This window comes from Paenibacillus foliorum, assembly GCF_013141765.1.
GTDB classification, from domain to species: Bacteria; Bacillota; Bacilli; order Paenibacillales; family NBRC-103111; genus Paenibacillus_S; species Paenibacillus_S foliorum.
Genome location: NZ_WHOD01000013.1, coordinates 90,388 through 115,469 on the forward strand (window position 1 = coordinate 90,388; position 25,082 = coordinate 115,469).

The window sequence follows — 25,082 nt, forward strand, 5'->3', positions numbered from 1 at the left end:
TCAGACTGAGGATCGGCCCTTTTTCCCATTCTTACAACTCCAGTCCGGTGCCTTGCTTAAAGCGTTTAATGACGACTTGTGTGTTGACACGGACAACGCCCTCCAAGGTGTAGATGTGCTTGTATAGGAAGTTCTCCAGAGCTTCCTCATCCTTTAATAAAGCGTGCATATGCAGAGTGCTTGGGCCGGTCATTTGATAGATGCTGATCACACTGGGGTCAGCGCTTAACGAGTTGCCGACATTCTGGGCAAAACGGGGCTCGACTTCAACTTCGAAGAAGGCGCTAACTACTTTTCCCAGTTTTGTAGCGTTAAGTCGAATGGTAAAGTTCTCGATGACTTCATTTTCTACCAAAGCCTCAACGCGTTTTTGAATGGCAACCCGTGAAAGATTCAACTGCTCCCCGATCTTCGCATATGACATGCGTCCATTCTTTGACTTCGGGATTGCGAGAACGGGTCACTGTGAGTCATGCTAATGCATCCTCTTATTATGGAGAGGCCTACTTCCGGAAACTGCTGGGTTTGTTATCCCGATCCGGCATTAATGTGGTCTGTTGCCCTCTGATTAACAGTGCGATGCAGGGGAGGTTAGACAGTTTCCCGAGGGGGCGCGGTATTGCCAGAATTAAAGAAATGTGGCAAGCCGGTGTGAATGTTAGTATTGCACATGATGATATTCAAAGTCCGTTCTATCCGCTGGGTACGGGGAGCGTGCTGCAGGCAGCTAATATGGCGGCGCATATTGCTCATATGACTGGACGAGAGGAGGTTGCCGAGCTTGTGAGGATGATAACGAACCGAGCTGCAAAGACGCTTCAAATTGAGGGTGAATATGGAGTAGAGGTTAATAAACCGGCGAGCTTTGTGCTTGTGGATGCAACAGATTCGGTTGACCTTATTCGTCGGCAGCCGGTATGTCGTTATGTGGTTAGCAAAGGGCGTATCGTTGCGGAGACGCTGCCTGCGGTAACAAGCTTCTTTGCTTCTATAGGAAATGAATAAGTTGTAATCGGGACTGTCTGGTTTCTCTTGTGGAGATGGGGGCGGTTTTTTTGTTCAAAACCCAAACCAATGCTCGACAGATCAATAGGATTGGTCCTGTATTGCATTTGGAATAATGGCCCCTCCAGAATAGACCGTTGACCATATCGGACGACTTCCAAACTCAACTGTTTCTTGTCCAATGAAGAAGGCGGAACCAAAATAAATATCTCGATAGAAGTACAGAATTTATCGTCTACAGCAGAGTTGAAACATTCTGATACTGAATTCAAGCTGACTGGTTAAGGTAGAACAAGAGAGGGGATGGGTGTGGGATGGAGAAGCGTCAGCGTCCGCCTTTGAAGCTCGTGTTCCAACCGCTGCAAGCCTGTAATTCAAGGAACACGACTTCAAGAGCGGTCGGAATCCCACACCCAGTTCCCTCCCCGCGTACAAACGTATGGGTTTAGATAAGAAATCAAAATTAATGTTATGAAACATAACATATAAAACAATAATTTTTCTTTAAAAAGACATGAATAGAGCTATTTTTGTTGTTGAATATGATTTTAGTGATTGTTCTTTTCTGAATACCTGAATATAATGTTATATAAACTTACATTAGTTAATACGGCTTGTTATAGTGTGAATAGTTTAATCCAAATTGTAAGGGGGAGATCCGAATGAATATTACAGTGGAACAGGCGTTAAGCATATACCCACTTTCTGAGGGCCGGTTAATAGCTGGCAGAGGTGGAGCCTCGCGGATCGTGAAATCAGTCAATGTGATGGATGCCCCTGATATTACAGAATGGATTAAGGAAGGTGAGATGTTATTCACAACAGCATATATTATGAAGGATCATCCTGAAGAGGCTGTCGGGCTTCTGCGGAAGCTGGATGCCAGAGGATCTGCCGGACTTGGTGTCAAGCTGGGGCGGTTTTGGACCAGTATTCCCGAGCCTATTGTTGAAGAAGCGGATCGGCTGCAATTTCCTCTAATTGAGCTTCCTTTTCAATTTACATTTTCCGATCAGATGAGCGGTTTGTTTTATGCAGAGATGGAACGCAACACGCGGTCGCTCCACAAGCTGTTGGATAAGCAAAAAAAGCTGATGCAGTTTGCCTTGAAATCTGGCTTTGAAACGGACTTTTTCAGCAAGGTGCTTGCTATTATCGGTTATCCCTTTACAGTGGTTAGCTCTCGCGGCCAAATGGTGTTTAATGCAACAGCATATCCGGACGGACAATTGTTAAAGCAGTGGCCATGGCATAAAAATGATCAGTGGGTGCGTGCCGAGTATGGGGGTCATTACCGAATTTCACTTGACTATAAACAGGAATGTATCGGATCCGTGTTGTTCTTTCCTCCAGAAACGCTTCTATTGAAGGAAGAGGAGGGATTGTTTCATCAAACCTCGGAAATGATTGCCCATCATATGAGTTATATTTTCAGAGATGCACTGGAGCAGTCGTTGAACAAGGATTTGGGAGAGCTGTTTACTCGCTACTTAAATCAAAATATCCCGATCGATATGCTTGCGGACTATGCTGAGAATTTGGGTGTTCGTGTGCTGAGTGGGGCGTTCCAATGTGTATTGACGAAGGTTACTGCTGATGATAGGGATGGGCGTCGCAGGTTGGTAGTAAAGGAGATCCGCGAGGAATTTGAATACAATCCTGTTTTCCGTGATTTGAGTGTTGTGCATTTTATTGTGGATGTAGGGGTATTCTCGATCTTTCGGGCGGATGCATTTGAAAATGCTGGTAAATTGCCTGATTTATTATCACGATCTTTTGAATTTATCGTGAATAAAGGTATCATTACGCAAATTCAGCTCTCCGTAAGTGCTAAGAAAACGAAGCGGGAAATGCTGCGTCAAGCGTATCTGGAATGCTCCGATGCATTGAAGCTGTCAGGTCGGCTAGGGATGGCGGATCGGATTATTCAATTCGGCTCCATTGAGCTGGCTTACGTTTTCCAGCATGTGACCAAAGAAAAGATGAGGGCTTATAGCGATGAAGTTTTGTCAGAGCTGCTTGCCAAGGATCCGGATTATTCGCAGGAGATGCTGCGTACGCTGGAGGTGTTTTTGGAGCATGATGGTCAAGTTAATGAGGCGGCGAAGCATTTGTTTGTTCATCGGAACACTGCAGCTTATCGGTTAGAGAAAATCGGTGAAATGCTGGGGGTTGATTTTAAGAAAATCAATGATCTTATGAGGCTAAAGCTGGCGTTCGTTTTCCGAAAAATGGTGGAAGAAAAGTGAAAATTATACCCACAGATCAATTTTAATTACAAAGGAGGCGGTTGTTATGGATTTACACGAGTTGCTTAACTACTGGGATAGGGAGAAGCTGGCCAGAAAAGCTGCCCTAGCCACTATAGTTAAGGTATCAGGCCATGCATACCGTAAGATCGGAGCCTCCATGCTTCTGTTTGAGGATGGGGAGCGGGTGGGAGGTATAAGTCCTGGTTGTTTAGAGGCCGATCTCCAAGAAAGGGTTACGGGAGTTTTGGAGCATGGGAGGGCCCTGTATGTTGAATACGATATGAGAAATCCTGATGATTTTGCTTGGGGAGAAGCGATTGGCTGCGGAGGTAGCGTCCATGTGCTCGTAGAGCCCTTAACTGAGAAGCTGGACTTGGTTCTGACTGAAGTAAAAGCAATGCTTGATCTGGGGCAGGTCTGTTTGCTAAGCAGAGAGTGGGATGCAGAAGGTTGTGTCAGCTACAAGGTTGAGTCTGCAGTCATGCATGGTTTACAAGCGGCAGCTGGAAGGACTTCTCTTCAGTTCTATTGTGAACCGCGGCCGCGGCTGGTTGTTTTTGGAGCTGGCACCGATGCGCAGCCGCTGGTTGAACTTTCTAGGCAGGCGGGGTTTCGCGTTGTTGTGGCTGATTGGAGAGAGGCGCTCTGCTGCAGCGGAAGCTTTCCAGAAGGATGCGAAACGGCTGTTGGTTCCCCAAATGACTTAATTGAGAGGCTGCAAATCAGTGAGGTTGACTATGTTGTGATTATGAGTCATCAGTTGGAGCGAGATCGTCAATGCTTAGAGGCGCTTTGGTCTCTCTCGCCTCGCTATGTGGGCCTGCTTGGATCGAAGACTCGATCTGCTCAGGTGCTGAATGGGCGTACCCCTCCAGTCTGGCTTAGGTGCCCGGTGGGGCTGCCAATTCGAGCCGAAGGTCCATTTGAAATCGCGGTTAGTATAGTTGCAGAATTGATAGCTGTTAAGCGCAATGCGGTTAATTCGGGTCGAGGAGTGAACGCTCATGGGAATCAAAGTGACGGGAGTGTATATGGCAGCTGGACTAAGCCGGCGTATGGGAGTCCCCAAGCTTTCCATACAGCTCGACAATGAAAGGAAAATAGGTGGATATGCGTTTTCTAGAGTCATGGAGTCTCGTCTAGATCGTATTGTAGTGGTTTTGAATGAAGAAGGGCTGCCTGATTGGTTGCCCCATCGAGAAGATGATTCCCACCTTCAGCAGCGATGCCGTTTTGTTGTGGCGGAAGAAGCAGAGCGGGGGATGGCTTACTCGCTTCGAGCAGGTTTACAAGCTGCGGTAGAGGAATGGGATGCTCCCGATGCTGTTATTGTGGTGCTGGCAGATCAACCGTTTATTACTACAGAAATGATCGACAGGTTAATAGGTGTTTTTGAATCCGATTCTTCGCTTGATTATGTTGCTTCAGGTGATGCAGGAGTAGCAAAACCACCGGTGCTATTGGCTGCTTCTATGTTTGGGGCTCTCAGAGGACTGCAGGGTGATGAAGGTGCTCGCAAGCTACTTTTGAAGCCTGAGTTTCATGGAAGAGTGCTAGCGGAGCTGGATCAAAGGCTTTTTGTTGATGTAGATACCCCTCAGGATTTGGAAAGGTTCAAGCGTATGAATGGATGATTTGATTATATATGTGATATAACATCACGATCATAACTGAATTTATTGAATTAATTACAAAAACGATAGTTGAAATTGTTATCAAATACGAATATATGTCATATTTATTGACGCCAATATAACGTATTTGTATAGTTTAGATACCAAGCAGCAAAGGAGGGATTTCAAATGGCCATGGGACTTTATTCGAATCCTGAATTTCTTAGGCAAGTATGGCAGCCCCGAACGATTATGGAGGCATGGCAGTTGAAGCAGAAGTTTACAGATCAAGCGATTTTCGTTTCTGGAGGCACTCTGCTTAGAACGCAGTGGGAATCCGGAACTGTTCCGAAGCCTCTCCATCTCATTAGTCTTGAATCTCTCCCGGAATTGCGCGGCATACATTCAGATAATCAAGAAACTCGCCTGGGCTCAGCTGTCACGTTGGCAGCCTGCTTGCGTGATTTAAGAACACCAACGCTTTTGAAGCAAGCTTGTCGGAATATTGCTGCACCGTCAATTCGTAATATAGGTACTCTAGGTGGAAACATAATGTCAACCGTAGGAGACTCTATTCCTGCACTGTTGGCAGTCGATGCCCGTTTGGTCTGGTTTAATGGAACGAATACGATCATACAAACAACAGAAGATTGGTTACAGCAGAGACGATCGGAGCCTTCAATGAAAGAACTTAGATTATTGCTTGAAATCATAGTTCCTAAGCTCGAAGAAACAAATTATTTAATGGCTCCATTCTACGAAAAGCTAGGTAGAAGAGAAGCGTTTTGCCCTTCTGTCGTTACAATCGCTGGGGAGCTTCATATGGATACAGAAGATAAGATTCGAAGTGTTCGCTTAGCTGCCGGCAGTGCTGCGGCGATGGCAATCCGGTTAACGGATACAGAGGCTTCATTAGAAGGACAGCAACTCAGCCTGGGGCTGATCAAACATATACATCCATTAATAATAAAGCAATTTGACGGAGGCACTGATGCTTTCGCTTCGAACGAGTACCGTAAGCAAGCCGCAGCCAATATGATTGCGGCGGCTCTGTGGAGTCGAATTTCCAGTAAAAACCGCTGAGAAAGGTGTGAGCGCTATGCTGCTTGATAGAGAAACAGCAGGATCTAGATGGCATGTCCGCCCCGATGGATTGGATAAAGTGGCAGGTAGGCTCACCTACTTGACGGATATGCGACTACCGGATATGTTATTTGGCAAAATTTTGCGCAGCTCTCATCCCCATGCATGGATTCTATCCATAGATACTAAGTGTGCAGAGCAGCTTCCAGGGGTTTTCGCAGTAATTACTTATAAGGATGTTCCCGGAATGAATTTGTTCGGAATAGCTACTCCCGATCAGCCGGTGCTTTGTGAGGACCGTGTTCGATATGTAGGTGATGCTGTAGCGGCCGTGGCAGCTGAAAGTGTGGAGATAGCCGAATATGCACTTTCATTGATCGATGTCGTGTACGAACCTTTGCCGATAATAGATAGTCCTGAAGCTGGATTACGAGCGGATTCGCCGAAGCTTCACCCGAACGGCAATGTGCTTCACAGGACAGAATATCAACGCGGTAACGCTGAGGATGCTTTTGCAGAATGTGCTTTCGTAACAGAGAACACATACCTGACACCCCGCCAAATGCATGCTTATATGGAGACGGAAGGTGGGCTGTTCGTGCCTGAGAAGGATGGCGGACTAACCGTGTATGCTCCTACTCAGCACGGCTATAAGGATAGGATGCAGCTATCTCGTATTCTAGCCATTCCGGAATCTGAAATTCGCGTGGTTTCGAGTCCGATAGGTGGTTCGTTCGGCGGTAAGGATGAATTGAACGTGCAGCCTTATGGAGCGCTGCTTGCGCTCAAAAGCGGACGCCCGGTCAAGCTGCATCAATCACGCTTCGAATCGGTGCGAGCCGGACTGAAGCGCCATCCAATGACGGTCACGATGAAGACGGGCATGGATAAGGAAGGGAAGCTGCTGGCACATACGGTACAGATTGTAGCCGATACTGGTGCCTATGCCACACTAGGAGCGCCGGTGCTTAACTTTTCCACCGAGCATGCTCAGGGTCCCTACCGTATCCCTCATGTATCTATAGAGGGGGTATCAGTCTATACCAACAATGGCGTATCAGGTGAGTTTCGCGGCTTCGGGGGCAATCAAATCATCTTCGCGCTTGAGGGACAGCTGAACCGTTTGGCAGAGGCAGCGGGAATTGATGGCTGGGAATTAAGAAGGCTGAACCTTCGAGAAAGAGCGGATACTGGACCGTTCGGGCAGCGAATCGTACCGACGGATGGGGCGCAGCAGGTTTGGGAATCTGTAGCAGGCTCTGAGCTTATGAAAAATCGTGAACACAGAGATACGTCAAGTCCCCCGTGGATCCGGCATGGAATCGGAGCTGCCATAGCTATGCATGGCTCAGGGCTTGGCTATGGATTGCCAGATTCTGCTGGAGGCCGTCTTAGACTTAACAAAGAAGGTCTAATCGAAGCTTCATTCGGCTATGAGGAATTTGGGCAAGGGCTCATTGCTACCCTGCAAATATTACTTATTGAAAGATTCGGCTGCGGTAAAGAAGATGTAGAAATTGTAATTGGCGATACAGCACGTGTTCCGCATAGTGGATCAAGCACGGCTTCACGAGCAACCAGTATGATGTGGCAGGCATTAGAACGGATGGGGCCTCTATTTACCCAAAAGCTGCTGGCAGCCGCTTCGGAGCAGACGGGAATTCCAACGGATTCGCTAACAACCGGTTTGGGCGGAATTTGGCTAAAGGCAGCAGAGACCCTGGAGCCGACACGAGATGAAACTGCTCAAACGAAGCCTTACATCGAATCGGAGGCATGGATCAGCTCCAGAACCTATTCCAGGCCAATCATTAGCTACCGCGAGCTTGCAAAGCATTGTGAAGCAGCGCCACTTGAAAGTGAATCCCAGTTTGACTTTCCAACAACCCCCGATGAAATATTCGGAGCTCATTACTTGCATACGTACACGGCCGTTGCCGTAGAAGTAGAGGTCAATTTGCTGACAGGGAAAGTAAAAGTGACGGATCAATACCATGCGGTTGCTGCCGGCCCTGTTGTGAATCCGATGGGGTATGTCGGTCAAATCGAAGGCGCCAGCAGTATGGCGCTTGGGTTTACATTATCAGAGGATTCTGTGATGAAGGATGGGCGCTACTTGACGAACAACTTTGATACTTATTTAATACCGACCATCAAGGATGTTCCGGACCATCTGAGATTGGATGCGATTGATGAGCTTCCGGAAGGAGACGCATTCGGACCGCGGGGTGTAGGAGAGATCGGTACGGTTGCTGTGGCTCCGGCAATTATTGCTGCCGTTCACCAAGCGGTAGGGAAGTGGATTCAGCACCTCCCAATTGCTCCTGAGGAGCTAATGTCGGATCAAGCGTTTAAATAGGGGGGAGCGGTCATATGATTCAACCAATCCCAGACGATAAGCTGTCCTTTCAATTAAACGGCAAGCGGCTTGAGCTTAATGCATCGCCTTCCCGTCGTGTCATCGATATATTGCGGGAAGATCTGGAACTGACAGGAACCAAGATTTCATGTGAAATCGGGCGCTGTGGAGCATGCATGATTTTGTTGGACGGTCAACCGGTGAATGCTTGCCTGTTGATGGCCTACCAGCTGGAGGGACGTTCAGTGGTCACGATAGAGGGCCTCGCCGAGGGTGACGACCTGCATCCCGTACAGCAGGCTTTTCTGGAGGAGGGCGGTTTTCAATGTGGATATTGCACGCCGGGTATGGTCATATCACTGGTGGGATTATTGGGCGTTAACCCTACACCGACTCATGAAGAGCTTACAGAGGGCTTGTCCGGTAATATATGCCGCTGCACAGGCTATGGCGGTATTATGCGAGCGGCCGAGACGGCTGTGCGAAACTGCTGCAGAGCGACTGGACCTACTTAAAAGCGAATAGAAAAAAAGCTTTTAGAAGAGAGTGGATACAAGCATTTGAAGAAAACGCGCTTCATCAGCAGCTGAGGACCTAGGAAGACTTGAAGGAAGGTGTGAAATTCTCATGAAGTCTTTTACCATCAACGATTTGAATCGAATGAACCAGAGCCCATTTATAAAGACTTTGGGAGATATCTTTGAGCATTCCCCTTGGGTTGCCGAAGGAGCTTGGAGCTCTCGACCTTTTGCGGATAAAGAGCAGCTTCATGCAGCCATGGTGGACGTTGTAGAGCAAGCTCCTGAGGACATGAAGCTCAAGCTGATCCGTGCTCATCCCGATTTGGGGGGACGTTTGCAAATGAGTCCCTTGTCGGTTAATGAACAACGCCGATCTGGTTTGTCAGACCTTACAGCTGAACAATATGAAGAATTTCATGCTTGCAACACAGAGTATACTCATAAATTCGGTTTTCCGTTTATCATCGCGGTTAGCGGGAAATCCAAAGAAATGATTTTGGAAGCGATGAAATACAGAATAACTTTGGATCAAGAAGCTGAAAAACAAGCAGCATTAAAGCAGATCGCTGACATCACCCGCTTTCGCATTAATGATCTGATCATTACTAATAATGGAGGAGATCAACCCATGGAGAATTTTACGAATAAACGAACGATGCATTATGGAAAAGGGGATGTATTGGTTTATCGTACTTTTGTAAAGCCGCTTCGGGTACAGCCGGTGCCTGAATCCACGTATATAGGTACGGATAACGTTGTATTCGCATTAAATGTCAAAATCTCTGTATGGGCAGATATTCTCCTGACCTCTTTTACGGAAGGTGATAACACCTCGGTTGTGGCTACAGATTCGATGAAAAATTTTATTTTGCGGCATACAGCAGACTTTACTGGAAATACGGTCGAAGCTTATTTGCGGGATATGGCAACCTTGTTCATGGACAAATATACTCATTTAACAGGCATTGAGCTATCGGCTGAACGTATTCCTTTTGATCCGGTAAAGGTTCCATCAGGAGGCGATTTTTTTACGGATAGTGGGCTGGTTTTCAGGCATTCCCGTAATGAGAGCGGTGTGTTCACTTTTAAAATGGAGCGTGGAGAAGCAGGCTACGAGGTCCTCGGGCATTCCGCATTGCTGTCCAATCTGCATTTGATTAAGGTGAAGGGCAGTATGTTTGCCGGTTTTGTCCGTGATGAATATACAACACTGCCGGAAAGCTTTGACCGTCCATTATACATTTATCTTAATATAGGCTGGGAATATGCGGATTATGAAGATGCGGTAAGCGAAGGAGAGGTTAAGTATGTGGCGGCGGAACAAATCAGTGACATTACCCATACACTTTTCCACCAGCTCAATAGTCCTTCTATTCAAAAGCTGATTTATGATATTGGCTTGCGCATTTTAGAACGGTTCCCTCAGCTTGGCAAGGTATGGTTTGAGTCTAATAATCGGACCTGGGAAACGATTGTTGAGAATGTTCCCGGCTCTGAGGGTAGAGTATATACCGAACCTCGTCCTCCTTATGGGTTTCAAGGATTTTCATTGACGCAGAGCGATTTGGCGGAGGCTCGGAATTTGCTGGAGGCCGCTGCTTCAGCGGAGCTCAAATGAGCGGTCGGCTAACGACTCATGTATTAGAGCTGTCAGCTGGAAGGCCTGCTCAAGGGATGCGGATCCAATTAGTTGCTTTTTCAGATGAAGGAGTGGCGTCTAAACTCCAGGAGGCGGTAACGAACAGCGACGGACGCTTAGATGGACCGTTATTAAGTGGGGATAACATGCTCGCAGGCTCGTTCGAACTGTTGTTTTACGTGGGGGAATATTATCGGAATGTGAGTAAGGGCATAGAACTCGAAGCTCCGATGTTTCTGGAGGTAGTCCCGATTCGTTTTCAAATAAGTAATGTAGGAGAGCATTATCATGTCCCACTGTTGATTGCACCCGGAGGATATAGCACTTATCGAGGCAGTTAATTTCCTTGCACTGGCAGCGAGGGAGGAGGGGAAAGCTAATGCTGGATTTAAAAATTACGGGAGGACACGTTGTATTGCGAAATGAAGTTAGGCGGCTGGATATTGGCGTAAAAGATGGCAGAGTTGTCCGGTTGGAAGATAGCTTGGCTGATGAGACTGCTGCTCAGCACTATAAAGCTGATGGAATGCACGTGCTGCCGGGTATGGTGGATGCTCATGTTCATTTCAATGAGCCGGCTATGGGACATTGGGAAGGCTTTGCAACCGGATCAGCAGCCTTAGCGGCTGGCGGATGCACGACTTATATAGATATGCCGCTTAACGGTCTGCCCCCTACGGTGTCCGTTGCCGCAATGGAGAGCAAGCTGAAGGCAGCAGAAGGACGTTCCAAGGTGGATTATGCTTTATGGGGCGGCCTTGTGCCTGGGAAGCTGGATCAGCTGGAGCCTCTAGCGAACGCGGGAGTTATAGGCTTTAAAGCTTTCATGTCCGAGCCGGGAGGAGATGGCGAGGAACGGTTCCAGCGTGTCGATGAAGCAACGCTGCTGGAGGGCATGAAGCTCATCGCTAAGCTGAATCGGGTGCTTGCCCTGCACGCCGAGGATGAGGCGATGACGGTTATGCTGGCAGAGCGAGCGGCCAGCAGCGGTAAAGGCGGCGCGCTTGACTACGCCGCATCAAGGCCCATTGCCGCTGAATGCGAAGCGGTGCGCCAAGCGCTGCTTATGGCAGAGCAAACCGGCTGCGCGCTGCACTTTGTTCATATCAGCAGCGCTGCTGCTGTAGAGCTCATTCATGCCGCCAAGGCACAGGGGCTTGATGTGACGCTGGAAACATGCCCGCACTATTTGACGCTTACTGAGGATGATATGATGAACCTCGGTGCTGTCGCGAAGTGCGCTCCCCCCTTGCGAAGCAAAGAGGAGCAGGAGAAGCTTTGGAACGCTTTGGCAGCTGGACAAATTGATTTGATTGCTTCTGACCATTCGCCAAGTCCTCCTGAATTGAAGCAGGCTGAGAACTTTTTCAAGACATGGGGTGGAATTGCCGGAGCACAAAGCTCGCTTGAGCTGATGGTGGATGAAGGTCATATAAAGCGTGGACTTCCGCTGCCTCTACTTAGTCAATTGCTGTCTTTGAATCCGGCTCGAAGGTTCGGCCTGTATCCCCGAAAGGGAGAGATCGCCTTAGAGGCGGATGCGGATTTGGCCATCATTGATTTGAATCATACTTATACATTGAAGTCTGAGCAGCTGGAGCAACGTCATGCTTACAGTCCTTACGTAGGTCGGACGTTCTCCTGCCATGTGAGTGCCACATTTGTGAGAGGTGAATTAGTATATAACCATAGCAGTCTGGTGGGTGCTAGAGTGGATGATCAAGGAAAGTGGCTGCGTTATAGCTCCAGACTTTGACTTTAAGCATTACAAGCATTCTAATCGACAAAGCCCAGTGCGGAAATGGAGGCAGAGGCATCTATGGAAAAAAGTTTACATGCTCCGTCATCCAAGGATGAACTCGTCCGCAGGTTTACTTTGGATGCAGCCGGTATGATGGGGTGGTTAGCGCAATTCGGTGGTGAATCTGATGGAGGAGTTACGCGTCTCTTATACAGCCCGGCTTGGCAGCAAGCGCAATCGGCATTAAAGGATCGTATGCAGACTTCAGGACTTAACACTTATTACGATGAAGCAGGAAACCTCTTTGGCCGAATGGGGGGAAGCCGAGCAGAAGCAGAAGCTGTACTAACGGGCTCCCATATCGATACCGTGCTGAACGGGGGTCGTTATGACGGTGCTTACGGCATTGTTGCGGCTTTCCTAGCCGTTATTTTTTTAAAGGAACAATATGGTCAACCGCTGCGCACAATCGAGATCGTATCCTTTGCGGAAGAGGAAGGAAGTCGCTTTCCTTTAACCTTTTGGGGATCGGGTAATGTAACGGGCTTGTACTCGGCGTCAACTCCTCCCGAGGTTTGTGACAGCGAAGGTATGACATTGGCTGATGCTATGTATCAAGCAGGCTTTGGACTCAATCGTTATCAGCTTGGCAGACGATCTGACTGGGCTGCATTTATAGAGCTGCACATAGAGCAGGGCAACATACTGGAGAGGGAGAAGCTCCCTATTGGGATTGTTCAAGGAATAGTTGGGCAAAGACGGTTTACCTTTGAGGTGAAAGGCGAGTCCAATCATGCTGGCACGACACCGATGGGTTACAGACGAGATGCTTTGTGCGGGGCTAGTGAAATGATCATGACTATTCGAAATGAAGCTCTTAGCTATGGTAATCCGATGGTTGCTACTGTCGGTAAGCTTGAGGTTGTTTCAGGAGCGCCGAATGTAGTGCCTGGTTGTGTGAAATTCACTTTGGATGTCAGGCACGCTAGTGATAAGGAGCTGGACGTATTCTGCTCGAATCTACTAAATAAGCTGGAACGAATAGCAGAAAGCTCCGATCTCTCTTTATCAGCGAACCAGTGGATGGACGCCGCTCCTATCCTTATGAATACGGAATTAACGGACTTACTTCAAAGCAATTGCAAATCTCGGAATTTAAGCTTTAAAAAGATGTACAGCGGAGCGGGGCATGATGCCCAATTGTTTGCACCGATATGCCCAACAGCTATGGTGTTCGTTCCAAGCCATAATGGGCTTAGTCATTCGCCTGCTGAATATACAGAACCGCAAGATCTTGGAACAGGAATCATTGTGTTGATGGATCTGCTTTATTCCATTGCCTACAAATGATCGTTCAAAAGGGGCTTTTGAACAACCTCTATAACGGAATGCTTAAGAAGTAAATGTCTACGAAAATGTGTAGGGGGAAGACCATATGAAAAGATACAGAGATCTAGCCCCATCCTTACGAACAATCATGACCCCAGGGCCTGTTGAGGTTGATCCTCGTGTTTTGCGAGCCATGTCGTTCCCTATTTTGGGACAGTTTGATCCTGAATTTACAGATATTATGAATGAAACTATGGATATGCTGAAGGAACTGTTTCAAACGAATAATCGTTGGGCTTTCCCGATAGATGGGACGTCGCGTTCAGGTATAGAAGCGGTACTTACCAGCTTGATTGAACCGGGGGACCGAGTGCTGGTACCGATCTTCGGACGTTTTGGCCATCTGTTGGTAGAAATTTCAGAACGGTGCGGAGCGGAAGTTATAACGATGGAGCAGGAGTGGGGAACTGTATTTGAGCCCGAAGCTATCGTTGAGCGCATAAGGGAAACACAACCTAATCTTGTAGCGATTGTACATGGGGAAACATCTACGGGCCGCATACAACCACTTGCTGGAATTGGAAAAGCTTGCCGAGAGCTTGATGCGTTATTAGTGGTTGATGCAGTAGCTACAATTGGCGGAACAGAGGTAAGGACAGATGAGTGGATGCTTGATGCTGTTATAGGCGGAACTCAGAAGTGCTTGTCTGTTCCAGCTGGCATGGCCCCGATTACTTACAATGAGAGAGCAGAGGCTAAGGTGCTTAAGCGCAAAAGGATTGAGCGCGGACTCCGGGATCCCGCAGCAGCTGGTACTGCGGAAGTAGCTGCAATTCGCAGCAATTATTTTGACTTGAGCCAGCTTCAGGATTACTGGAGTTCGGCAAGGCTGAATCACCATACGGAAGCCACCTCTATGCTGTATGCACTGCGCGAGGGATTAAGACTTGTGCTGGAGGAAGGTTTGACGGAACGTTTTGACCGCCACCTGTATCATGAGCAAGCGCTTGTGGCCGGTATCGAAGCAATGGGACTTAGGCTCTTCGGAGAAGCATCCTGTAAGCTTCCAGTGGTTACTTGCATTCTTATTCCAGATGGAGTGGATGGCGAATCTGTCAGGGGCATGCTTCTTCAGGAATTCGGAATTGAAATTGCCAGCTCGTTCGGTCCTTTGAAGGGGAAAATATGGAGAGTCGGAACTATGGGCTTCAGCTGCAATAAGAAAAATGTTCTGCTCACTCTTGGGGCACTCGAAGCTGTGTTAATTCGTCATAGCTTTCAAGTCAATGCAGGCAAAGCGGTTCAAGCTGCTCTTGATATGTATGGGAGGGATGTTCGATGAATAATATCATGCCTGTTGCTTATCGAGGTATGGTTGCTTCGCCGCAGCATTTAGCCAGCGTAGTCGGCTGTTCGATTCTACAGCAGGGAGGCAATGCATTCGATGCCTCAGTTGCTGTCAGCGCGACATTAGCAGTCGTATATCCCCACATGACGGGACTTGGTGGGGACGCCTTCTTTCTCATCTATGATGCAAAAAGCGGTGAGGTCAAAGGATTTAACGGAAGCGGCCGCTCGGGTAGTCAAATATCACCGGAGTTTTATTTGGACAGAGGGTTGAATGCTATTCCGCAGCGTGGGGTGCTGAGTGCCATTACCGTTCCTGGTATGGTTGATGCTTGGTGGGAGGTGTGGTCTTCGTATGGAAAGCTCGCTTGGGAAAAGCTGTTGGAGCCAGCTATTGCATACGCGGAGAAAGGTGTACCGGTTTCCCGGGATTTGCACCGTTGGATTGTTAAAGATAAGGAATTTCTTATGGTACAGGAAACGATGCGGCGAACGTTCATGCCTAATGGCGAACCGCTTCAAATAGGCGAGAAGCTTCTGCAGCCTGAGCTTGCTGAAACACTAAAAATGATTAGTGATGGGGGCAGAGATGTTTTTTACCAAGGCAAGCTTATGCAGCACATAGTCGGTGCCATGAGCAAGGATGGAGGAATTCTGATCGAGGATGACTTCCGTTCCCATCGCGGCCAATGGGTCAAGCCGATCTCAAGTACATATCGTGGCAGCACGGTTGTACAGATGCCTCCTAATTCACAAGGATTCTCGGCGCTTATGATGCTGAATATGCTGGAGCAAACGGAGCTATCCGAAATTCCCCGGCATTCAGCGGAGTTCTATCATTTAATAACGGAAGTGGTCAAGAAAGCGTTCAGTGACCGTGATGCGTATTTGACGGACCCAGAATTTAGCGAAGTTCCATTGGATCGGTTATTGTCCAAAGAGTATGCAAGAAAGCTGTACCGAAAAATTCAGCTCTCCCCTCCTGAGGGAGAATCGTTCTTATCCAAGGCCATGGGCCAAGATACGGCTTATGCGGCAGTAGTTGATGACGAAGGCAATGCTGTGTCCTTTATCCAAAGCTTGTATTATGACTTCGGCAGCGCATATACAGCAGGTGAAACCGGAGTTATTATGCAAAACCGCGGTTCTTTTTTCTCATTGGACTCGGGTGAGGTGAATGCGCTGGCTCCAGGTAAACGAACCTTCCATACTCTGATGCCAGGTATGATTCTGCGTGAAGGTAAACCCTTCCTGCTTATGGGTACACAGGGCGGTGAAGGGCAGCCGCAGACTCAACTATCGTTAATAACCGGTGTGCTGGATTATAATTGCTCGATTCAAGAAGCGATTGCATTGCCCAGATGGGTATACGGGCGGACCTGGGGGGTGGACAGCGATACTCTCAAGATGGAAAATCGAAAGCTTGATTCCACAATAAATCTACTTCGCGCATGGGGGCATCCTGTAGAAACATTAGAGACGTGGGACCCGGCAGTAGGTCAAGCGCAAGGTATCATGATTCATCCTGACGGTCAGTTGAGCGGAGCAGCTGATCCTAGGGGAGACGGATTGGCAATTGGATGGTGATGGAATAATGACAGTATTATTCTCGAAGCTATGGGCTTTATTTTTATCATTTGGAACGGCGACTATGCTGGGTTATGGTGGAGTCCCTTCCATTATACCCATCTATCAGGATCAGGTTGTGAACCGGCATGGTTAGGGATGATTCGCGGGATCCAACCGGTTATTTTCGATTGCTGCGATCTTCTTCATTATGGTCCAATATTTACAGCTTAACGCGGTGTGGGGTATTCTTATGTCGCTGGTAATTGGAGCGTTTTTTCTTAGAAGCTGATTAGTTTGTCAAGTATTGGTATCCATGCAGCACAAAAAAAGTCAACCCATAAGGGGTTGGCTTTTTTGTACGAATAATTGATATGGTTAGATATATGACTACACATTCCTTTACAGATTTTAATAGTATACATGGATTTACTATCTTGGGGAGGGATATTCTGATGAGAAAACCAATGGCAAAAAAAATTAATGCAACAAGAAAACAGACACATGTGCATGAATTTGAAGGCAGTACTAAATTAGCAGAGCAAGGTGCGGATAGACATAATCATCGTTTTGCAGGTGTTACCGGTCAAGTGATTCGAGTAGGTAACAGTCATGTTCATGAAATAGATCTTACGCATACTGATTTTCTAAATCATTTTCATAATCTTAAAAAAATAAGGACCGGACTTGCGATACCTGTAGGCAATGGCAAACATGTACACTTCGTAAAAGGAATGACTACACTAAATGATGGGCATGTGCATCAGTTCAATTTCGCTACATTAATTCAACAACCTCTTGTATAAGTTTAATGAGTCAAGTTGGCTCGTTTGCCTACGCCAGTTAGAGCAGCTTCGAACATATCGATAATTTCTAAAAATCTCTCTGCTTCCCGGAAAACATGATCCGCCAATAATGGATGGATGATGCTTTTAATTTTACATTGATTAATTAAATCTCTTGCCGTTTCCTTGAAATCTCGTAAGGATTTCACTGAAACTTTGTTTTGGTCTAAAAATTGATTTAAAAGCGGTTGAGTTTGGGATTGTGGTCGCATGGAATCTAAATCCTGTGCCTGGAATAGCAATTGATCAAAATCATGGCTGAACTCACGAGCTTGATCAACAAGCTTACGCTCTGAAGGATCTAGAAGATGCCCAATGAATTTGGCGTGATCAGCCATTATTTTCAAGAAAAACACATTTTCATCAATGATTGCATCCTGTAAGGGTTCCAATTTCCCCTGGTTCAGCTCTTCCAATCGATTTCTGAAATAATTCGCTTCCCGGCTTGTGTGATCCACTAATAATGGGAAGTTATTTTGTCCGGGAAGCTGACAGGTTAGTATAAGTCCTAATATTTTTCTTTTGAAAGCCCAAATATGAGAGGCGGCAGTATGAACCTCGATGTTGAATTTTTGAATCGTTGTAGGATCTGTATTTACACCAAAGGCGTGAGAACGCTGTTCAATCCCTTCAAATAATTTATAAAAATAATTGGCTTCATTAATGAGTTGTGTATCTTCACAGCGAAAACCTAACCTTAGAAAGAGCGAATGCTCTTTCATAATGCGGGACCAAAAACGTATTTCATCAATTGAACGTATTACAAATGCATCCGGCATACGTATAACCTCCCATTGGTTATGTTTTTAATACCGTATGCGAGCATTATGTCGGTTATACGTACTAAAAGACGAGGGAGCCATTCCCTCGTCTTGCATATTTCTCCTCAAGTCATATTCCTCTATCAGTTATTCACTAATTGTTTTTCTCTAGTTACTTCTTCTCTTTTATTTCTTTTAGAGCTTGCTCAACGAACTTGCTTTCCATCACTTTGGAGGTATCCAGCTTTTTGTTAATGGCTCCAGCTGAGAAAAGGAAGTCAGCCTGTTCTTGATGTGCTTTGGCAAATTCGGGGGTTATTGGTGAAAGGATAGGCTCGGAATTTTTCAAAACAGTGCTAATAATTTCTTTGTCCAGTTTTTGCGACTTGACCAAGTCATCGGTCACTTCATCCAAATGTCCAACGTAATAAATACGCGCTTCCTCGTAGGCTTTCAGAAATGCCACAGTTAGATCGGGATGCTCCTGCGTAAATTTCGTTCTAGCTACGATAAAGCTGGGTGCATTAATATTCAAGTCTTGTCCGCTCACCAATATTTTAGCTCCTGTCTGGAAAACAGCGGTTGCCGCATAGGGCTCCCAAATCGACCAAGCATCTAGGGCACCGCTGTCTAATGCCGGTCTTGCCTCATCAGGTTGAAGCTGAATGGCTTTAATATCATCGCCTTTCAGCCCGCCTTTATCAATGGCCATGTAGAGAAAGTTATAGGCGCTGCTGCCTTTAGCCACACCTACCTTTTTACCCTTTAAATCCTTGAGATCCTTGATTGGACTGTTCTTCGGTACGACAATAAAGTTGCCTTTCTTACCATCTGCTGTCACGGCAATCGCCTTAAAATCAACGTCCCCTGTTTGTCCCGAAACAACTGGCGTTCCACCTACCGCTCCAAAATCCAGTCTGCCTGCAGTTAAAGCTTCAAAATGGGGAGGACCGCTGGCGAACTCGCTCCACTTGACCTCGGCACCAATTTTGGCAAAAGCTTTCTCGAAATATCCTTTTTCACGAGCGTATGGGAAAATACCTGTTTTACCTTGAACCCCAATGTTTACAACAATTTTTTCCTTGGGTTTTTCGCTTCCAGCTGCTTGGCTTTTTGCCCCTGCTCCTGTTGCTTCCGTTTTACCGCAAGCGGTAAGGGCGATAAATGATAATGCAGTAATAAGTGCAAGTGATGAAATAGTCCATCTTTTCTTCTTCATAGGTTGGAATCCCCTTTTCTAAATAGTCATTTTCCTAGCTAATTTCTTGCCAACTCAAACTATACGGTTCACTTCGTGCTGCTTGCTTTCTTGCCTAAAAGAGTTTAAGGGATAAGGAAGGCCGTAGTGATCACGTAATGTCCGTCCGTTGTATTCGGTCCGGAATAAGCCTCTCCGCTGCAGCTCAGGGACTACATAGTCCAGAAAATCATCTAATCCGCCGTTCATTAACTGAGGCATGATGTTAAATCCGTCAGCAGCTCCTCCAACAAACCATTCTTCCAGTTGATCGGCGATTTGCATAGGCGTGCCCGCAATCGTGTAGTGACCGCGGCCCCCGGCAAGACGAAGCAGCAGCTGGCGGATCGTCAGCTGTTCCCGCTGGGCTAGATCCCTGATCAATTGAGTCCGGCTTTGATGGCCGTTGATTTGCTCTACATCGGGCAGTTCAGGCAGCGGTCCATCCAGTGGATAGGAGGATAGGTCATAGCCTATCCGATTGGAAAGCTGCAGCAGGCTGTATTCAGGATTTGTCAGCTCGTTGAGCTCGGCTTCCTTATCCTTCGCCTCCGCTTCGGTTTGCCCGATTATGGGGCAGATGCCCGGCAGGATTTTCACATGCTCGGGAGACCTTCCGTACCGGATAAGCTTCGATTTAAGATCGGCATAGAAGGTACGGGCATCTTCAAAGGTTTGCTGCGCGGTAAATATGGCTTCCGCATATTGTGCGGCGAACTCTTTTCCATTCTCGGAGGAACCTGCTTGCACTAGAATCGGTCGTCCTTGAGGGGAGCGGGTAACATTCAGCGGCCCTTTGACAGAGAAGAAGGTTCCTTTATGGTTCAGTTCATGCACCTTGCTGTTATCCGCATAAATGCCAGTCTGCTTATCTCGGATGAGGGCATCTTCTTCCCAGCTGTCCCACAGCTTGATAGCGACATCAACGAATTCATTGGCTCTCTCGTAACGGTTGCCATGCTCAGGGATATGCTCGTAATTGAAATTACGGGCTTCGCCATCCGTACCGGAGGTGATAATATTCCATCCTGCTCTGCCTCCGCTGAGATGATCGAGGGATGCGAAACGGCGTGCGATGTTGAAGGGTTCGTTAAAGCTGGTAGAGACCGTAGCGATCAGACCGATTCGCTTGGTTACCACGGTCAAAGCAGCTAGAAGCGTTAGAGGCTCGAGACCGCCTGCTGCTCCATATTTGGCTGCGGTTAGAGTTGTCGCCAGTCTATCGGCAAAAAAGAGTGAGTCCAGCTTTGCTTGTTCGGCTTTTTGCGCCAGTCTTTGAAAATGTCCGAAATCAGCAGCCAGGTTTACATCCGATTGTGGATGGCGCCATGCCGCTTCGTGATGCCCCATGCTGTTCATGAATAGGTTAAGATGAAGTTTGCGGTCAGATTTACTCATGTTCGATCTCACCCCTGAATTAAAATAGGCCCCCGAAAGCATCATCAGAATAAATCTGACAGCTGGGGAGCCTTTGGCGGTCCAATTGGCTTTAATATGTAATGGATAGTGAAATGGTAACATATCAATTCCGATAATTCAAGTAGGTAATCTTGGTTAAAAAACATTTATAATTATTCGTATTTATCAAGATGCCTCATAATGTGGTACACTTTTTAGATATAAGAAAAGCTTCTATTCGAAGCCCAATCGATGAAGATACATTCGTGTCTTAGCGTTAGAGAGTACAGAATCATAAAGGAGAGTATATTCGTGGAAATCAACCAAATTATTGACTGCTTAAATCGGGTTAGGAGCGTTAGTCCCCTTGTTCATAATATAACGAATGTGGTCGTAACGAACTTTACCGCTAATGGACTACTTGCACTCGGGGCTTCACCTGTAATGGCTTATGCCAAGGAAGAGGTTGCGGACATGGCCGCAATTGCAGGTGCACTTGTATTAAATATTGGAACGTTAAATGAAACGGAAGTAGAAGCGATGATCATAGCAGGCAAATCAGCCAATGAGCATGGTGTTTCCGTTATTTTAGACCCTGTAGGAGCGGGAGCAACTCGTTACCGAACGGATACTGCAAGAAAAATTTTGAATGAAGTGAAAGTATCAGTTTTACGCGGAAATGCTGCCGAAATAGCTAATGTGGTTGGGGAACACTGGGAAATCAAAGGGGTAGATGCAGGAGAGGGCACTGGAAATGTTGTTGAGCTGGCGCAAAAGGCTGCGCAGCAGTTGAGCTGCATAGCTGTTGTCACAGGCAAAACCGATGTCATTACAGATGGTACCACTACCTATTTGGTAGACAATGGAGATGCGCTGCTCACTAGAGTGACGGGGACAGGATGTCTTCTTACTTCTGTAATCGGTGCGTTTGTCGCTGTCGAGCAGGACAAGCTTCAAGCAGCAACGGCTGCGCTTGTTTACTACGGTGTCTCAGCCCAAGTGGCTGCTGATAAGAAAGGTCATGAAGGGCCGGGAAGCTTCCAAATCGAATTTATTAATCAGTTATCCAAAGTGAGCAGCGATGATTTATTGCGCCTTGCTTCTGTAAGTAAAGCTGATTAATGGAGGGTCACTTACTCTAATGTAAGTAAGTCAACTATTATTGCGTTATTTTGACTTCTTTATCTACCCTGTATAATGATCAAAGTAGGCAGTATAAGCTATGACTTGAATATGAGGAGGGTCTATAATTGCAATATAGACAATTAGGATCGACAGAGTTATCCGTTAGTGAAGTGAGCTTCGGCACATGGGCAATCGGCGGCTCATGGGGTAAGGTTGATGATAAGGAGTCGCTTCGTGCTTTGGAACGTGCGATGGAGGCGGGAGTCAACTTTTTTGATACGGCGGATGTATATGGAAATGGTCATAGCGAAGAGCTGCTGGCGAAGGCAACTAAAGGCAAAGAAGACAGCATCCATATAGCAACGAAATTTTGCCGTGCGGGTGACATTCATGATCCTGCTCTGTATACGGAAGAATCAGTAAGAGCTTACTGTGAGCAAAGCTTAAAGCGGCTGCAGCGCGAGCGTATTGATCTCTACCAAATTCATTGTCCTCCTATTGAAATTTTACGCGATGGATCCGTGTTTAGTGTGCTGGATAAGCTGCGTGAGGAAGGTAAAATCAGGCATTACGGCGTTAGCGTGGAAACTGTGGAGGAAGGCTTAGTTTGTCTGGAGTCTCCTAATGTGAAGGCGCTGCAGGTGATCTATAACATTTTTAGGCAAAAGCCGCAGGAGGAGCTATTCCCGAAAGCTGAAGAGAAGGGCGTTGGAATATTGGTTCGCTTGCCTTTAGCCAGCGGCTTGTTGACCGGAAAGTTCAAGGAAGACGCGGTGTTTGAAGAAGGGGATCATCGTAATTATAACCAGAATGGGGACAGCTTTAATGTTGGTGAGACCTTTGCAGGGCTTCCATTCAAGAAGGGTGTTGCCTTGAGCCGCGAGCTTTCCTGGATTGCAGAGGGCAAAGGCAATATGACACGAGCTGCCTTGCGTTGGATATTGGATAATCCGAATATTACATGCGTTATTCCTGGGTTTAAGAATGTTGCTCAGGTTGAGGATAACCTGGGAGTGCTGGACGCAGCATCCTTTAGCTCTACAGAACATGAGAAGCTGCGCGCATTCTATGAACAAGAAGTGCACGCGCATATCCGTGGCGCTTACTAATTGGCTTGGTTGGCCGGCAATTAAAGTAATCGTGAGTAAGAGGCTATCCCAATAGAGTAGTACGGAATGAGCCAGTCCGACATTCAAACAAACAAGCTTCCAAAACCGCTGACAAAGTGGGGATGGAAGCTTGTTTGCTTGTATTTTCAACACTCCTCTCCAAAACAGACAAACGTAGATCGTACACCAAGGGCGCCAGAAGGCCTTTTTCATATGAAGGTTAACAAATCTAACATTGTCGCATAAAGGGATTGCTAAGTGGTGTGCTATCCACTATACTAAGCAAAAAAAAGAACTTAGGATTAAGCGCTTAACTTACAGCAACTGAGAGAGAGAGAAGAGGTGTAGACAGGTGCAGACGCAAATAATGTTTGATATTGTTTTTAAACTGTGTATGTCGCTGTTTTTGGGATTTTTGATCGGCATAGACCGTCAGCTGAAGCATAAGCCGTTAGGAATGAAAACCAGCATGGTTATTTCTGTAGCGAGCTGTTTGATTACTATAGTATCCATAGAAGCTGCACACAAATTCGCGATTCCCGGGCAGAATGTGATGGACCCGCTGCGGCTTGCTGCACAAATCGTAAGTGGAGTCGGTTTTATCGGCGCGGGTGTTATATTAAGAAGACAGAATGATGTAATCTCAGGATTGACAACGGCTGCTATGGTTTGGGCTGCTTCAGCACTTGGTATTGCATCTGGTGCAGGATTTTATTTTGAAGCTTCAATTGCAGTGATTCTGATTATTATAGCCGTCAATTTATTTCCTATGTTTATTAAGCTTTTTGGGCCGAATAAATTGAATGAGCGCGACCTTTCTTTAAATGTTGTAGTGGAGCATATCGATGGGATGACAGCAGTAATTGAACAGCTTCAAAGTGACTCTATGCGAGTGAAGCATAGTAAGGTTAAAGATGTGGCTGATGATCATCAACAAATTCAGTTGGTTATCTCAGCATCAAGTAAAATTCCAATCACGGAGATTTATCATAAAATAAGACAACTGAAGCATGTGTTAACCGTTGAGGTAGAAAATATTAGTGCTTAAGTAATCAGACAGCAGAAAGGAGCTCCAAGCTTGATATGAAACGCACCATATATGATATAGCGGATGCAGCAGGGGTCTCGATTGCGACCGTATCTAAAGTAATTAACGGAACTGGACGTATCAGTGATAAAACTCGTAAGCATGTTGTTGCCGTTATGGATCGGCTTCAGTATAAACCCAGTATGGTTGCTTCTGCCTTAACAGGGAAAAGCACTTATACAATTGGACTTACCATTCCTGATCTGGCCAATCCGTACTTTGCGGAAATTGCTCGGGCGGTTGAAGACCGCGGCCATGAGCATGGATTTAATTTGTTTATTTGCAGCACGGATAATGATCCGGAGAAGGAAGACAGGTATTTTTCTTTACTGACTCAAAAAAGAGTGGACGGCATTATCGTAGCGACTCGCACCTCCAAAGAGCTTTTCTTGAAACAGCTCGTTCAGAAGAAGGTACCGATCGTTTTAATAGCTGGTGAGATGCCAGCGCTTGCCTTAGATACAGTGATGGTGGACGATTATCTTGGAGGCTATCAGGCAGGATCGCATCTGGTGGATTTAGGTCATCGGCGTATTGCCATATTGGCTGAAGATTTGAATCATATCAGTAATCAGGAGCGCATCCGGGGCTGTGTCCAGGCGATGCGAGATGAGGGGGCGGCCATTAATGATAACCTGATTCAGGTTGGAGGCTTTACCCTGGACAGCGGGAGAGCAGCCGCTACAGCCTTGTTGAACGGCTCTGAACCGCCAACGGCATTATTTGCCTGCAATGATTTATTGGCTATTGCAAGCATTCAAGCTGCGCGGGAGCAGGGGCTGAAGGTGCCTGATCAATTGTCGGTGGTAGGTTTTGACAACACTATATTAGCTACTATGATTGATCCACCCCTGACAACAGTTGCTCAACCGATACAGGAGATCGGAAGACAAGCCGTCGATCTGCTTATTCAAGAAATACGCAACGAGAAATCAATCAAACAGAGAGCTGTGCTGCTGCCCGAGCTGATAATACGACAGTCTACGGCTGTTATCAAAGCTTAGCAAACGCTTCTTGTACCGGGTAACATCGGTCAAGGAGCTTTTTTTATTTAAAAAGGTGATT

General features: G+C 46.7%; 24 protein-coding genes. 19 read left to right on the forward strand and 5 right to left on the reverse strand.

Annotation, left to right across the window (positions count from 1 at the left end; translation table 11 throughout):
* Positions 1-31: 31 nt before the first annotated feature.
* On the reverse strand, positions 32-424 hold the full coding sequence (locus GC093_RS03050; RefSeq protein ID WP_171650386.1) for an Lrp/AsnC family transcriptional regulator: 393 nt from the start codon (positions 422-424) through the stop codon (positions 32-34).
* On the opposite strand from GC093_RS03050, the gene GC093_RS03055 reads away from it, so the two are divergent.
* A complete protein-coding gene (locus GC093_RS03055) occupies positions 418-1,005 on the forward strand; it encodes an amidohydrolase family protein (protein ID WP_171650387.1) in 588 nt (195 codons plus the stop codon). The genes GC093_RS03050 and GC093_RS03055 overlap by 7 nt on opposite strands.
* Positions 1,006-1,086: 81 nt before the next feature.
* Here the strand turns inward: GC093_RS03055 and GC093_RS36790 are convergent, their stop codons facing one another.
* Positions 1,087-1,233, reverse strand: a complete 147-nt coding sequence (locus GC093_RS36790; protein WP_376768623.1) for a DUF5680 domain-containing protein — start codon at positions 1,231-1,233, stop codon at positions 1,087-1,089.
* 434 nt (positions 1,234-1,667) lie between these two features.
* Between GC093_RS36790 and GC093_RS03060 the strand changes: the two genes are divergently transcribed.
* From GC093_RS03060 to GC093_RS03125, 14 genes are all read left to right on the forward strand, one after another.
* Positions 1,668-3,254 (forward strand): PucR family transcriptional regulator, encoded by a 1,587-nt coding sequence (locus GC093_RS03060; protein ID WP_171650388.1) that lies wholly within the window; start codon positions 1,668-1,670, stop codon positions 3,252-3,254.
* A 46-nt stretch (positions 3,255-3,300) separates the two neighbouring features.
* The gene (locus GC093_RS03065) at positions 3,301-4,350 is read left to right on the forward strand and encodes an XdhC family protein (RefSeq protein ID WP_171650389.1); all 1,050 of its coding nucleotides are present in this window, start codon (positions 3,301-3,303) and stop codon (positions 4,348-4,350) included.
* Positions 4,313-4,891: a nucleotidyltransferase family protein gene (locus tag GC093_RS03070; protein WP_246313399.1), complete on the forward strand. Its 579-nt coding sequence runs from the start codon at positions 4,313-4,315 to the stop codon at positions 4,889-4,891. The genes GC093_RS03065 and GC093_RS03070 overlap by 38 nt, the downstream gene beginning before the upstream one ends.
* Positions 4,892-5,059: 168 nt before the next feature.
* Positions 5,060-5,953, forward strand: coding sequence for an FAD binding domain-containing protein (locus GC093_RS03075; protein WP_171650391.1), 894 nt, complete (start codon positions 5,060-5,062; stop codon positions 5,951-5,953).
* A 16-nt stretch (positions 5,954-5,969) separates the two neighbouring features.
* Positions 5,970-8,312: a xanthine dehydrogenase subunit D gene (gene pucD, locus GC093_RS03080; RefSeq protein ID WP_171650392.1), complete on the forward strand. Its 2,343-nt coding sequence runs from the start codon at positions 5,970-5,972 to the stop codon at positions 8,310-8,312.
* Between the two features lie 14 nt (positions 8,313-8,326).
* Complete coding sequence (locus GC093_RS03085; RefSeq protein WP_171650393.1) at positions 8,327-8,827, forward strand: (2Fe-2S)-binding protein; 501 nt, start codon at positions 8,327-8,329, stop codon at positions 8,825-8,827.
* Positions 8,828-8,939: 112 nt separating this feature from the next.
* Positions 8,940-10,451 carry a factor-independent urate hydroxylase gene (gene pucL / locus GC093_RS03090; protein ID WP_171650394.1) on the forward strand — a complete coding sequence of 504 codons (1,512 nt, stop codon included), beginning with the start codon at positions 8,940-8,942 and terminating at the stop codon, positions 10,449-10,451.
* Positions 10,448-10,813: a hydroxyisourate hydrolase gene (gene uraH, locus GC093_RS03095; RefSeq protein WP_171650395.1), complete on the forward strand. Its 366-nt coding sequence runs from the start codon at positions 10,448-10,450 to the stop codon at positions 10,811-10,813. The genes pucL and uraH overlap by 4 nt, the downstream gene beginning before the upstream one ends.
* Before the next feature lie 38 nt (positions 10,814-10,851).
* A complete protein-coding gene (locus GC093_RS03100) occupies positions 10,852-12,228 on the forward strand; it encodes an allantoinase (RefSeq protein ID WP_171650396.1) in 1,377 nt (458 codons plus the stop codon).
* Between the two features lie 63 nt (positions 12,229-12,291).
* Positions 12,292-13,563, forward strand: coding sequence for an allantoate deiminase (allC, locus tag GC093_RS03105; protein WP_246313310.1), 1,272 nt, complete (start codon positions 12,292-12,294; stop codon positions 13,561-13,563).
* Between the two features lie 85 nt (positions 13,564-13,648).
* Entirely contained in the window at positions 13,649-14,884 is a 1,236-nt protein-coding gene (locus tag GC093_RS03110) for a (S)-ureidoglycine--glyoxylate transaminase (protein ID WP_171650397.1), read from the forward strand.
* Complete coding sequence (gene ggt, locus GC093_RS03115) at positions 14,881-16,476, forward strand: gamma-glutamyltransferase (RefSeq protein WP_171650398.1); 1,596 nt, start codon at positions 14,881-14,883, stop codon at positions 16,474-16,476. Before GC093_RS03110 ends, ggt begins: the two co-directional genes overlap by 4 nt.
* A 7-nt stretch (positions 16,477-16,483) precedes the next feature.
* Positions 16,484-16,612, forward strand: coding sequence for a hypothetical protein (locus GC093_RS36270; RefSeq protein ID WP_281365135.1), 129 nt, complete (start codon positions 16,484-16,486; stop codon positions 16,610-16,612).
* A 298-nt stretch (positions 16,613-16,910) separates the two neighbouring features.
* The gene (locus GC093_RS03125; protein WP_216624474.1) at positions 16,911-17,261 is read left to right on the forward strand and encodes a YmaF family protein; all 351 of its coding nucleotides are present in this window, start codon (positions 16,911-16,913) and stop codon (positions 17,259-17,261) included.
* 2 nt (positions 17,262-17,263) lie between these two features.
* Here GC093_RS03125 and GC093_RS03130 read toward each other — a convergent pair whose 3' ends face one another.
* From GC093_RS03130 to GC093_RS03140, 3 genes are all read right to left on the reverse strand, one after another.
* Positions 17,264-18,079, reverse strand: coding sequence for a DUF2935 domain-containing protein (locus GC093_RS03130; RefSeq protein WP_171650399.1), 816 nt, complete (start codon positions 18,077-18,079; stop codon positions 17,264-17,266).
* A gap of 154 nt (positions 18,080-18,233) precedes the next feature.
* Positions 18,234-19,280 carry an aliphatic sulfonate ABC transporter substrate-binding protein gene (locus GC093_RS03135; RefSeq protein ID WP_171650400.1) on the reverse strand — a complete coding sequence of 349 codons (1,047 nt, stop codon included), beginning with the start codon at positions 19,278-19,280 and terminating at the stop codon, positions 18,234-18,236.
* Positions 19,281-19,334: 54 nt separating this feature from the next.
* Positions 19,335-20,696 carry an LLM class flavin-dependent oxidoreductase gene (locus tag GC093_RS03140; RefSeq protein ID WP_171650401.1) on the reverse strand — a complete coding sequence of 454 codons (1,362 nt, stop codon included), beginning with the start codon at positions 20,694-20,696 and terminating at the stop codon, positions 19,335-19,337.
* A gap of 312 nt (positions 20,697-21,008) precedes the next feature.
* On the opposite strand from GC093_RS03140, the gene thiM reads away from it, so the two are divergent.
* From thiM to GC093_RS03160, 4 genes are all read left to right on the forward strand, one after another.
* Positions 21,009-21,818, forward strand: a complete 810-nt coding sequence (thiM, locus tag GC093_RS03145; RefSeq protein WP_312886452.1) for a hydroxyethylthiazole kinase — start codon at positions 21,009-21,011, stop codon at positions 21,816-21,818.
* Positions 21,819-21,946: 128 nt separating this feature from the next.
* Positions 21,947-22,930, forward strand: coding sequence for an aldo/keto reductase (locus GC093_RS03150; protein ID WP_171650403.1), 984 nt, complete (start codon positions 21,947-21,949; stop codon positions 22,928-22,930).
* Between the two features lie 364 nt (positions 22,931-23,294).
* Positions 23,295-23,978: an MgtC/SapB family protein gene (locus tag GC093_RS03155; protein WP_171650646.1), complete on the forward strand. Its 684-nt coding sequence runs from the start codon at positions 23,295-23,297 to the stop codon at positions 23,976-23,978.
* Between the two features lie 35 nt (positions 23,979-24,013).
* Positions 24,014-25,021 (forward strand): LacI family DNA-binding transcriptional regulator, encoded by a 1,008-nt coding sequence (locus tag GC093_RS03160; protein WP_171650404.1) that lies wholly within the window; start codon positions 24,014-24,016, stop codon positions 25,019-25,021.
* Positions 25,022-25,082: the final 61 nt, after the last annotated feature.